Raw genomic sequence first — 12,993 nt, 5'->3', positions numbered from 1 at the left:
ACACAATTAATTTTATATCTACATAATTTTTACACTAACACTAATAAATTTGTTACAGAAACAACATTAATTAGTTAGATTGTTATGTATGATTCAAACAAAATAAGTTTTTTAATTGTTGATACACAAAGTGTAGTCAGACAAGGTTTACGCAGTATCATAAAGTCAAATTATCCTTTTGCCGATATATACTGTGCCGATACTATATGTAAAGCCGAAGAAAGCATAAAAAACAATTCAATTAGCTTTTTAATAATTGATGTACAATGCTGTAATGGCGATGCAAAAGCTTTTTTAAATAGAACTATGGAGTTAACAGTAAAACCAAAGGTATTAGTATTTACTAATTTAACCGAAAGTCACTATATTTTAAGTTTAATAAAAGCTGGAATTTCAGGGTTTTTAGGTAAAAAATCACAATTAGCTGAAATAAAATTAGCATTAGACGAAATTATGTTTAAAGGAAAATATTTTTCGCAACATATTCAAGAAAAAATGCTAAACAATTATATTTCACAAGATGAAACACTTAATGCTTTTGAAGATTTGTCTGAACGAGAAATTGAAATAACAAGACTTTTAGCTCATGGAAAGGCAAATTCTGAAATTTCAGAAATTTTGAGTATAAGACAAAATACAGTAAGCACTATTAAAAAAAGAATTTTTAAGAAAGTTGGTATCGATAATTTAGTAGAACTCGTATCTTTTTATAAAAACTATTCTGGAGCAAGTTCTTCAATGTATTAAAACAATTGTTTTTAGTTTAAAATTGTGTTGATAAGGCAAAGTTTGTTAGGTTTTAATGGTTATAATTTTGCCTAAAAGGGATTTTTTAAATCCCTTTTTTTTATACAATATATTTTAAATAAGTGCACCTACGTTTATTAATTTTAGGGTTAAAATTTTTCCATAAATTGTGCATAGCATGGTTTTCTTCTAATTCTGGTGTTCGAATACAAGTAGTAATGTTTTTGGCTTTAAAAACATCGTAAAAAACATCAAACTGAATGGCCGTTACACCTTTGTTTTGATAATCGGGGTGAACACCTATTAAATAAAATGCTACTTCTTTAGCATGTTTTTTTGCTTGTAACAAATGCCACCAGCCAAAAGGGAAGAGTTTTCCATTAGCTTTTTGTAAAGCTTTAGCAAAGCTGGGCATTACTATAACAAAAGAAATTATTTTATCATTTTTATCAACAACAAATTTTATATATTCGGGGTTAATAAAACCAATGTGTTTTTTCTTTATATAATTAATTTGCGCTTGCGTAATTGGAACAAACGATTGAAGTTTTTCGTAACTTACATTAAACAATTCAAACATTTCATCAACATAAGGCATTATTTCTTTTGTTGTTTTAAAGTTTAAAGCTCGTAACGAATAGCGTTCTTGTATCATTTTACTAGCTCGTTTATAAGGAGCAATATCGACATCTAGCATAGAAAAAACACTTTCTTGGTATTGTTTTTCAACGGCAAAACCAAGTTGTTCAAAATGTGTTTTATAATAGGGCATACTGTACCACGAAATCATAGTGCCAATTTGGTCGTAACCTTCGGTTAAAACCCCAACTTTATCTAAATTAGAAAAACCAAGCGGCCCTTCTATATGGTTCATGCCTTTTTCTTTACCAAATTCGGTTACTTTATTTAATAATGCTTCCGTAACGTTAACATCGTCAATAACATCAAACCAGCCAAATCGTGTTTTCTTTTTGTTTAATGTTTTAACTTCTTCCCAATTTATTATTGCGGCAACTTTCCCTACAATTTTATTGTTTTTATAGGCTAAGTATAATTCTATATCGCAATTTTTTAAATTTGGGTTTTTCTCTTTATCAAAAGTAGCTAACTCTTCTGAAATTAATGGTGGAACCCAATATTTATTACCTTTAAAAAGCGTAAATTGAAAATTTACAAATTCTTTTAATTCTTTTGGCGTAGTTACTTTTTTTATTACAATCATAAATATATTTAAGCCGTTATTTTTAATTTTAATACAAAGATTATTTATTCAAATTGGTCTAATCGTTTTTGTTGCTGTTTTTTTTCTTTATCGGCTTTTTTCTTCATTTTTTTATCCATTTTACTGCCATTGTCTTTTTCAATTTTTACAGGAACGTACAAATCGTCGAAGCGCCAAGAAAAGCCTATACCACCATAAATAATTTCGGGTGTGCTTTTTAAACTTTTTCCAATAGAAGCATCAATTTGCATAAATTTATCAAATAGAAAAGCGGCGCCAATTCTAAAAATTCCATCAGAATAATAATCGCCGTTATAACCTTGGTTTTCTATAAAACCCGACCATTTTTCGTTAAACCCACGAGTAAGTGTTAAAATATAATTTATTGAAGCAAAATCGGTTCCTATTTTATCGTAAGTAATATTGGTAACTAATACCCATCGAGAACCAAAATGATTTTGCGCAATTAAAGTTGCTTTTGGACTAAAAGAAGGGTTTTCTATAGAATCTGGTGCATAATCAAACGGATTATCGCCAACACCAAAATTAACACCGGCATAACCCGCAACAGCAGGAATAAATTGACGCCACTTGAAACGATGATTGGCTTTCCAGCTATACAAATTTGGTTTTTCTTCATAATTTTTAAACGGATCATATACTAAATATTTAGCACCTAGTGTTAACTGTTTTATGCCACTTCTTTTTTCATTTAAAAACGGAGAAGTATAATTGTCTTTTTGGTATTGAATTTCTCCTATTACTTCTAATTCTTCTTTCCAAACGCCATACCTAAGTGCTAATTCGCCAATAATTCCATTAGCTTTGTAGCCTAAAACGTCGTGGTTTTCGCTATTATAATTTATGCCAAATTCGGTCTGAACAATAGTTTTTCCTACTGCAAACGCCATCATTGATTTTCCAGGACGATTCGAATTTATTTCGTCTGTAAATTGAGCAAAACACGTAGTTATGAATAAAAAAGAAAGCGAAACGACAAGATTAAAAATTTTCATACGGTATAGTTTAGATGTCAAAAATAATATTTTATAATAATTTTAAGAAACTATTTAATTTAAAAATAGACATATAATAGTATATTTGAAAATTAAATGATTAAAAAATGGATACAGCTTCTATTCCCAGTTTTTTTAGAACGCTATTAATAATAATTTTGGGGTACTATTTATTTAAGTTTTTAGCCCGAATTTTTGCTCCTATACTAATTCAAAAGGCAGCTAATAAAGTGCAACAAAAAATGGAAAATGAAATGCGAAAACAACAACAACAATATACAAATACACAAAATGAAAAATCAAGAGTTTCTACCGAAAAACCAAAAGAAAAAAAGAAAGTAGGCGAGTATATTGATTTTGAAGAAATAGAATAATATAATTATTAATTCAGTAGTTTTCTTAAGGATGTTGGTTTACCAATGTCCTTTTTTTATGTACTTTAGCAAACTAAAATTAACTTATATGCAAAAATTAAAATCGTTTTGGCCACACGCTGCAGCATTAATTGGTTTTATTGTAGTGGCACTTATTTATTTTCATCCTGTTTTAGAAGGAAAAACCATTTACCAGTCCGATATTGTGCAATATACAGGAATGGCAAAAGAGCAAAACGATTTTAGAAATAAAACAGGCGAAGAACCTTACTGGACGAACAGTGCTTTTGGCGGAATGCCAACCTATCAATTAGGAGCAAAATATCCGCATAATTACATAAAACAACTCGATTCGCTTTTACGTTTTTTACCGCGCCCGGCCGATTATCTTTTTCTATACTTTTTAGGGTTTTATGTTTTATTAATGGTGTTAAAAATAGATCCACTTAAGGCATTTTTTGGGGCATTAGCCTTTGGTTTGTCCACTTATCTAATTATAATTTTAGGTGTAGGGCACAATGCAAAAGCTCATGCAATAGCATATTTTCCTATGGTTTTAGCGGGTGTATTGTTAGTTTTTAAGAAACGATACATTTTAGGTGGAATATTAACAATGTTAGCTACTGCATTAGAAATTCAAGCCAATCATTTTCAAATGACGTATTATTTATTGTTATTACTTGTAGTTGTAGGAATTTATTTTTCCATTCAATTTATAAAAGAAAAGCAGTTTAAAGAATTAGCAAAAATTATTGGAGTTTTTAGTATTTCGGCAATTTTAGCAATAGGGGTTAATGCAACTAATTTAATGGCAACGTCCGAATATGCAAAATTTTCTACCCGCAGTAATAGCGAATTAACTTTTAACCCAGATGGCACACCTAAAATAAATAATAATGCTATGAGCTACGACTATATTACAGAGTATAGTTATGGTGTTGCAGAAAGTTTAAATTTAATTGCGCCTCGCTTATTTGGTGGTTCTAATCACGAAAGTTTAAGTGAAAATTCTAATATGTATCAGTTTTTGTTAAAACAAGGTTTACAACCGCACGAGGCAAAAGAAGTATCGCAGCAAATGCCTACTTATTGGGGAAGTCAACCTATAGTAGCAGCACCAGCCTATATAGGCATTGTAGTGTTTTTCTTTTTTGTGGTTGCGTTATTTATACCTAATAGAAAAAAACTAAAAACGGCACTTACTATAGGTGCTGCACTAGCATTATTGTTGTCGTGGGGCAAAAACTTTTCAATACTAACCGATTTATTTATAGATTATATTCCATTATATAACAAGTTTAGAGCTGTATCTTCTATACAAGTAGTGCTAGAACTTTGTGTTCCGGCATTGGCAACACTTGGATTTTATCAATTTTTTAAAGTGGATAAAACATTACAATGGAAAATACTTGTAAAAACAGCAAGTGTTGTAGGTGGTATTTTGGTATTTCTTTTTTTAATTAAAGGATTTTTTGATTTTTCTGGCGGAAACGATGCTTATTATAGTCAAGCGTATGGAATGGAATTTATGCAAGCACTACGAGACGATAGAGCTGCTATGTACACATCAGATGTATTGCGTTCTATGGGGTTTGCATTAGTTGTATGGGTGTTGTTATATTTAGTAAACAAAGAAAAATTAAAACAACTAACCGCAGTTTTATTAATAGGAATATTAATGGTAGCCGATTTGTTTTTTATAGACAAAAACTATGTAAATAAAGATAGTTTTGTTGCTAAAAACCAAATGGAGCAACCTTTTCAATTAACCCAAGTTGATAAAGAAATACTAAAAGATACAACTCATTTTAGGGTATATGACGAATCCGAAGGATTAAACGGAGCTCGAACTTCCTATTTTCATAAATCCTTAGGAGGTTACCATGCCGCCAAACCACGAAGAATACAAGAACTGGCATCGTATCAATTAGCTAATAAAAATTTAAGTGTTTTTAGTATGCTAAATGTAAAATACATACTTGTAGATGATGAAAAAGAAGGAAGAGTAGCCATGTTAAATCCAACAGCAAATGGTAATGCTTGGTTTGTAAATGCAATTAAAGAAGTAAGCACCGCTAATGAAGAAATGAAGTTGTTAGATGAATTGCCAACAAAAGATGTTGCAGTAATCAACACATCGAAGGTTAAACTTTCAAAAACCGAGTTTAAACGAGATAGTTTAGCCACAATACAATTAGAAACCTACAAACCAAATTACTTAAAATATAAAACTAACAACACAAACGATGGTTTTGCTGTATTTTCAGAAAATTATTACGAAAATGGTTGGAAAGCAACTATAGATGGAAAACAAACACCTATTTATAATGTAGATTATGTATTAAGAGGTATATATATTCCAGCAGGAAACCACACTGTTGAGTTTACATTTAAACCTGAAGTGGTACAAAAAGGAAGTATAATAGCTTTACTAAGTTCGGTTATTATGATTTTACTTATTGCTATTGGCCTATATTTTGAAAAGAGGAGTAAAGCAAAAATTATTTAAAATGACAGAAACTATTATTAGTATATGTTTAGGTATAGGTTTAGCCGCTGCCGCTGGTTTTCGAGTATTTGTACCGCTTTTTGTGCTAAGTTTAGCAACGCATTTTGGCTATGTTCCTGTTGGAGAGTCATTTACTTGGATAGGCAGTACAACCGCAATAATTTGTTTAGGAATTGCTACAATAGTAGAAATTTTTGCCTATTTTATTCCGTATATCGATAATTTATTAGACAGTTTAGCAATTCCATTAGCTAGTATTGCCGGAACCGTAGTAATGGCATCAACCCTTATCGATTTAGACCCAATGCTTACTTGGGGGTTAGCTATTATTGCTGGTGGCGGAACGGCTACAGCACTAAATACGGCTACTGCAGCCACAAGAGCTACTTCTACAGCTACAACAGGTGGATTGGCAAACCCACTTGTTGCTACAACCGAAACAGCAACAGCTTCTTTCGTATCAGTTATTGCAATATTTTTACCAATATTAGCTTTTATTATTGTTGTACTTATGATATTCTTAGCAGTTAAGCTTTTTAAAAAATTCAAAAAAAATAGGGCTAATAATAACTAAATATTGCTGCATTTTCTTATTAAAATATTAACAGCAATTTAAGAATTTTTTTTTTTCTGTTTTTTGATGTTTATATATTTTTGCCTTTGGTATGAACAACAATAAAACAGCAGCATTAATACTATCATTATTCACTTTTTGGAGTGCTAGTTTTGTTTTAAATACTTGTTCTAAAGCCTTAAATGATATTGAAGTTTTTTCAATTTCAAATCATAATCATAATTCATCATATTTTTCGCAACTTACCTTTTCACAGGCAGTTTCTGTAATAGATGTAGAAGTTGAATCATCAGAATTATCAAGTTTAGAAAAAGGTAGTAGTATAACTCAATCTCTTTTTTTTAAAAAATATCTTGTTACATTACCTTTATTTCTTTTAGAGAATCAATGTAATAAAAGTATAAGAAATAATAGTAATAAAAACTATTGTTTAAAAAATCCAATTTACGAAGTATTCTGTGTGTACAGAATTTGATTTTTTACTTATTTCTTAAATTACAATTTATACCGTAAATAAACCTATTTACGTATTATTTCAATTATTTTTTAAAATTTATTTAAAAGCTATGGCTAAAAAATTATTATGGATTTTTAGTGTAGTTGGCGTTACTCTTATGCTAACAAACTGTCAATCAAAAGAAGAAAAAAAAGAAGTGTCTAAGTATTTAGTTTCTAAACCAATGCAAAAGGATACTATTGTTTCTAAAGATTATGTATGTCAAATTCATGCGTTTCAACACATTGAATTACGTTCATTAGAAGCAGGTTATTTAAAACATATCTATGTAGATGAAGGCCAATTCGTTAAACAAGGTCAATCAATGTTTAAAGTAATGCCTAATGTATACGAAGCTGATGTTCAAAAAATGAAAGCTGAAGCTAATTTAGCTCAAATAGAATATAACAACACCAAACTTTTAGCTGATAAAAATGTAGTTTCTCCTAATGAATTGGCTTTAGCCAAAGCAAAATTAGATAAAGCAAAGGCTGAATTGCAAATGGCAAATACACATTTAGGTTTTACTGATGTTAAAGCGCCTTTTAGTGGAATTATGGATAAACTTCATGCAAGAGAAGGGAGTTTATTAGAAGAAGGCGAATTATTAACAACCTTATCTAATAATAGTAAAATGTGGGTGTATTTTAATGTTCCCGAAATATTTTATCTCAATTATATGACTAAAAAAACTAAAGGAGAAGATCAAAAAGTTCGTCTTCGTTTAGCAAATGGTGAATTCTTTAATCAAGAAGGGAATATTGAAACTATTGAAGGTGAATTTAACAACGAAACGGGTAATATAGAATTTAGAGCAACATTTCAAAATCCTGATAAAATTTTACGTCATGGGCAAACAGGAAACGTAGTATTAGATTCTCAAGTTAAAAATGCAATATTAATTCCTCAAAAAGCAACATTTGAAGTATTGGCTCGTAAATATGTGTTTGTTGTTGACAATAAAAATGTGGTGCATCAAAAACAAATTGAAGTTTCTGAAAATGAATTGCCGTATTTGTTTATTGTAACTAAAGGTTTAACTAAAGATGATAAAATTTTACTTGATGGACTTCGTAAAGTAAAAGATGGTGAAACCATTGAAGTAGACTATCAAGAACCTGCTAAAGTATTTTCTAATTTAGAACTTGAAGCAGAATAATTGCCTTAAATCTTAAAACTTATGTTTAAAAACTTTATAAAAAGACCCGTATTGGCAATTGTAGTTTCACTGCTAATTGTCTTTTTGGGAATGTTATCTATTAAAACACTTCCCGTTTCACAATTTCCAGAAATTGCACCTCCACGTGTAATTGTAACACTTGCTTATCCAGGTGCAAGTGCCGATGTATTAATTAAATCTTCAATTATTCCTCTTGAACGTTCTATAAATGGTGTTCCTGGAATGAAATATATTGTTTCTGATGCAACTAGTGCTGGTGAAGCTACTATACAAATTATCTTTGAATTAGGTACCGATCCCAATCAAGCGGTAGTAAATGTAAAAAACCGTGTGGATAAGGTTATTAATAACTTACCCCATTTAGTACAGCTCGAAGGGGTAATTGTTAATGTGGTACAGCCGAGTATGTTAATGTATATTAATTTATATAGTACCGAAAAAGGTGCTGAAGAAAAATTTTTATACAACTACGCAAACGTCAATATTATTCCTGAAATTCAAAGGATTAACGGTATTTCACAAGCACAAATATTAGGTAATCGTAATTATGCAATGCGTGTTTGGCTTGATCCAGATAGAATGCGAGCTTATAACGTATCTACTGATGAAGTTATGGAAGCCTTTGCCGAACAAAGTATTATTGGTCGTCCAGGTAGGTTAGGACAGGCAACAGGTATTCAAGCACAATCATTAGAATATGTTTTGGTGTATGAAGGCAGATATAACAAACCCGAACAATATGAAAATGTTATTGTTCGAGCCAATTCTGAAGGTGAAATTATTAAGCTAAAAGATATTGGAACAGTTGAGTTTGGTAGTGAATTTTTTGATATCTATTCCAATAAAGACGGTTATCCTTCTGCTGCAATTCAATTAAAGCAGGTTTATGGTAGTAACGCAAGTGATGTTATTGATCTTGTAAAAGCTAAAATGGAAGAGTTAAAGCCTTCATTTCCACCTGGTATGAAGTATGAAGTGAGTTATGATGTTTCGAGTTTCCTTAATGCATCGATTGATAAAGTAATTCATACTTTGGTTGAAGCTTTTGTTTTAGTAGCTATTGTAGTATTCCTATTTTTAGGTGATTGGCGTTCAACTTTAATTCCAACTATAGCTGTTCCAATTTCATTAATTGGTGCTTTTATGGTAATGAAAATGTTTGGGCTTACCATCAACTTAATTACATTGTTTGCATTAGTTTTAGCAATTGGTATTGTAGTTGATGATGCCATTGTCGTCGTCGAGGCGGTCCATGCTAAAATGGAAGAAGAGCATATTGGACCATATCCAGCAGTACAAAAAGTATTGGGAGAAATTGGAGGAGCAATTGTTGCAATAACATTATTAATGACATCCGTATTTATTCCAGTTGCTTTCATGACGGGACCTGTTGGTATTTTTTACCGACAATTCTCAATTACTATGGCTTCTTCAATTGTAATTTCTGGTATTGTTGCTTTAACACTTACTCCTGTTTTATGTGCAATGATTTTAAAACACAATCATGGACAGAAAAAACAATCGATTATTGATAAATTCATAAACAGTTTTAATCGTTTATTTGATAGATTAACCGGAAGATACGTACGATTTTTACAAAAAATTATTTCAAAAAGATTAGTAACTTTCTTAATTATTGCTGCTGCGTCAGTGGGAATTTTTCTTGTAAATAATACATTGCCAGCTGGTTTTATACCTAGTGAAGATCAAGGTATGATTTATGCTATTATACAAACACCACCTGGTTCTACATTAGAAACTACTAATGCTGTTGCTCGAAAACTTCAAAAATTAGCTGAAGAAGTTGAAGGCGTTCAGTCAGTTTCATCATTAGCTGGTTACGAAGTTTTAACCGAAGGTCGTGGTTCAAACGCAGGTACATGTTTAATTAACCTTAAATCATGGGATGAACGTCATCATTCCGTTCATGAAATTATTGAAGAACTGGAAGAAAAATCAAAAGATTTTGGTGCTGTAATCGAATATTTTGAACCGCCAGCTGTTCCTGGTTATGGAGCTGCAGGAGGTCTTTCGCTTCGTTTATTAGATAAAACAAATGGAGAAGATTATCATGAATTTGACCGTATCAATAAAGAATTCATGGCCGAATTGGCAAAACGTAAAGAACTCACTGGTTTATTTACTTTTTATGCAGCAAATTATCCACAATTAGAAATTAAAATTGATAATGCTGCTGCCATGCAAAAAGGGGTTTCAATAGGTAAAGCTATGGAAAATTTGAATATTTTAATTGGTAGTACTTACGAACAAGGATTTATTCGTTTTAACAACTTTTTCAAATTATACGTTCAAGCCGATCCTAAATATCGTCGATTTGCTAATGATTTATTAAATTATTATGTTAAAAATGATCATGGTGAAATGGTGCCTTATTCAGCTTTTATGAAATTGGAAAAACGCCAAGGACCAAATGAAATTACACGTTATAATTTGTATAATTCTGCAGCAATTCGAGCAGTACCAGCAAAAGGTTACACTACAGGTGAAGCTATTAAAGCAGTTGAAGAAGTAGCTAAAAAACACTTACCACACGGATATGATGTAGGATGGGAAGGTTTAACTTTTGATGAAGCACGTAGAGGAAACGAAGCGATAGTAATTTTTACCATTGTATTAATATTTGTATACTTCGTATTATCGGCGCAATATGAAAGTTTTATATTACCATTAGCTGTAATTTTATCATTACCTGTTGGTATTTTTGGAACGTTTTTACTTTTAAAAATGTTTGGCTTGGCAAACGATATTTATGCGCAAGTTGGTTTAGTAATGCTTGTTGGATTATTAGGTAAAAATGCCGTATTAATTGTTGAATTTGCTGTTCAAAAACATCAACAGGGTATGTTACTTATCGATGCTGCTATTGAAGGAGCAAAAGTGCGTTTTCGCCCTATATTAATGACTTCATTTGCATTTATCGCTGGATTAATCCCTTTAGTTAGAGCTACTGGTGCAGGTGCAATTGGTAACCGAACAATTGGTACTGCTGCATTAGGTGGAATGCTATTTGGTACAATAATAGGAGTTCTTATTATTCCAGGATTGTACTATATTTTTGGTAAAATGGCTGAAGGTAGAAGAATGATTAAAAATGAAGATTTTAAACCTTTAACTGAAGATGCCAATTATGGTAAAATTAAAAAAACTAAAAAAATAGCTAAAGATGAAGATAGCGATAAATAAAAAATTAGCAATAATTCCAATATTAGTGATTGTTTTACATTCTTGTGGAATACCAAAAATAACCAATCAAGAAAATTCAGTAAAATTTCCTGAAAATTTTCAAACTAAGGTTGATGATACAATTAGTAGCGCTTCAATAAAATGGAAAACATTTTTTAATGATCCGTATTTGAATAAGTTAATTGATTCAACTTTAGTTAATAATCGTGAATTGAATATTTTATTGCAAAAAGTGTCAATTGCTCAAAACGAAATTCAAGCAAGAAAAGGAGAATATTTACCAAATTTAAATCTGGGTGTTGGCGCTGATCTTGATAAAGTAGGAGAGTACACTCGTAATGGCGCTGTTGAAGAAAACTTGAATATTAAAGAAGATAAAAAATTTCCCGATCCTTTATCTAATTATACTTTTGGTTTATACAGTACTTGGGAAGTCGATATTTGGAAAAAATTACGTAATTCTAAAAAAGCGGCTGTAATGGAATATTTAGCTTCGCAAGAAGGAATGAATTTTTTAAAAACATCATTAGTTGCAGAAGTAGCAAGTTCTTATTATGAACTTTTAGCTCTTGATAATCAATTAGAAAATTTAAACTCTAACATTACTTTACAAACTAATGTATTAGAAATTATCAAGTTATTAAAAGATGCTGCTCGAACAACTTCTTTAGCTGTTAAACGATACGAAGCCGAAATTCAAAAAAATCAAAGTGAAGTGTATCTTATTCAGCAAGAAATTGTAAATGTAGAAAACCGAATTAACTTTTTAATGGGTAGATTGCCACAAAAAATTGAAAGAAATGCCACTTCTTTTGTTGCTAATCAACCACAATTCATAAATCAAGGTTTACCATCACAATTGTTACAAAATCGACCAGATATTCGCCAAGCATCGCTAGAATTAGAAGCAGCAAAATTGAATATTAAAGTAGCAAAAGCTAATTTTTATCCTTCACTAGGTTTACGTGCAGGTATTGGCTATGAAGCTTTTAATCCTAAGTTTTTAATAACAACACCAGCTTCATTATTGTATTCAATTGCTGGCGAAGCAATGATGCCATTAATTAATAGAAATGCAATAAAAGCGGAATATAAAAATGCTAGTGCAAAACAAATTCAAGCTGTTTTTGATTACGAACAAGCTTTGTTAAAAGCATATTCAGAAGTGATTACGCAAATGAATGCCGTTGATAATTATCAAAATAGTTTTGATTACAAAAACAAACAAGTAGGTACTTTAAATGAATCGGTTGAAATAGCAAAACAGTTATTTCAATCGGCACGAGCTGATTATATGGAAGTTTTACTTACACAACGCGATGTTTTAGAAGCAAAAAAAGATTTAATAGAAACTAAAAAAAATCAATTCATTACCATGGTTAATTTATATAAAGCACTTGGCGGAGGGTGGAATTAATAACTTTTGTTCATAATTTTAAAAGTCGGTTTCAATAAGAAATCGGCTTTTTTTATTTTTGTACTTGAAAATTGCATTTTCTTTACTTACTTTGGCTAAAATTTTTTACATGAAAATCATAGCCGTCATTCCTGCTCGTTATGCTTCTACACGATTTCCTGCAAAATTACTTCAAGATTTAGGAGGAAAATCAGTAATTGTTCGAACGTATGAAGCAGCAAAATTAACTGAATTATTTGATGATGTTTTTGTTG

General features: G+C 30.7%; 11 protein-coding genes. 9 read left to right on the top strand and 2 right to left on the bottom strand.

Going from position 1 to position 12,993, the window contains the following annotated elements; translation table 11 throughout:
- Positions 1-84 precede the first annotated feature (84 nt).
- Positions 85-747, top strand: a complete 663-nt coding sequence (locus R2808_RS09985; protein ID WP_371270846.1) for a LuxR C-terminal-related transcriptional regulator — start codon at positions 85-87, stop codon at positions 745-747.
- Positions 748-847: 100 nt separating this feature from the next.
- Here the strand turns inward: R2808_RS09985 and R2808_RS09980 are convergent, their stop codons facing one another.
- On the bottom strand, positions 848-1,969 hold the full coding sequence (locus tag R2808_RS09980) for a GTP cyclohydrolase (RefSeq protein ID WP_371270845.1): 1,122 nt from the start codon (positions 1,967-1,969) through the stop codon (positions 848-850).
- A 44-nt stretch (positions 1,970-2,013) separates the two neighbouring features.
- Entirely contained in the window at positions 2,014-2,985 is a 972-nt protein-coding gene (locus tag R2808_RS09975; RefSeq protein ID WP_371270844.1) for a transporter, read from the bottom strand.
- Positions 2,986-3,092: 107 nt separating this feature from the next.
- Between R2808_RS09975 and R2808_RS09970 the strand changes: the two genes are divergently transcribed.
- The 8 genes from R2808_RS09970 to R2808_RS09935 all read left to right on the top strand — a co-directional run.
- Complete coding sequence (locus R2808_RS09970) at positions 3,093-3,359, top strand: DUF4834 family protein (RefSeq protein ID WP_371270843.1); 267 nt, start codon at positions 3,093-3,095, stop codon at positions 3,357-3,359.
- A gap of 88 nt (positions 3,360-3,447) precedes the next feature.
- Complete coding sequence (locus R2808_RS09965; RefSeq protein WP_371270842.1) at positions 3,448-5,868, top strand: YfhO family protein; 2,421 nt, start codon at positions 3,448-3,450, stop codon at positions 5,866-5,868.
- Position 5,869: 1 nt separating this feature from the next.
- Positions 5,870-6,442, top strand: coding sequence for a DUF4126 domain-containing protein (locus tag R2808_RS09960; RefSeq protein ID WP_371270841.1), 573 nt, complete (start codon positions 5,870-5,872; stop codon positions 6,440-6,442).
- A 91-nt stretch (positions 6,443-6,533) separates the two neighbouring features.
- Positions 6,534-6,917, top strand: coding sequence for a hypothetical protein (locus R2808_RS09955; RefSeq protein ID WP_371270840.1), 384 nt, complete (start codon positions 6,534-6,536; stop codon positions 6,915-6,917).
- A gap of 91 nt (positions 6,918-7,008) precedes the next feature.
- Positions 7,009-8,097 (top strand): efflux RND transporter periplasmic adaptor subunit, encoded by a 1,089-nt coding sequence (locus tag R2808_RS09950; protein ID WP_371270839.1) that lies wholly within the window; start codon positions 7,009-7,011, stop codon positions 8,095-8,097.
- A gap of 21 nt (positions 8,098-8,118) precedes the next feature.
- On the top strand, positions 8,119-11,322 hold the full coding sequence (locus tag R2808_RS09945) for an efflux RND transporter permease subunit (RefSeq protein ID WP_371270838.1): 3,204 nt from the start codon (positions 8,119-8,121) through the stop codon (positions 11,320-11,322).
- Entirely contained in the window at positions 11,303-12,739 is a 1,437-nt protein-coding gene (locus R2808_RS09940; protein WP_371270837.1) for a TolC family protein, read from the top strand. The genes R2808_RS09945 and R2808_RS09940 overlap by 20 nt, the downstream gene beginning before the upstream one ends.
- 109 nt (positions 12,740-12,848) lie before the next feature.
- The coding region (locus R2808_RS09935; RefSeq protein ID WP_371270867.1) for a cytidylyltransferase domain-containing protein at positions 12,849-12,993 on the top strand (145 nt) is incomplete at its 3' end.

The organism is Flavobacterium sp., from assembly GCF_041392005.1.
In the GTDB taxonomy this organism is placed as follows: Bacteria; Bacteroidota; Bacteroidia; order Flavobacteriales; family Flavobacteriaceae; genus Flavobacterium.
Note: the sequence above shows the minus strand (reverse complement) of the source record. Positions and strands in the feature narration are given on the sequence as shown.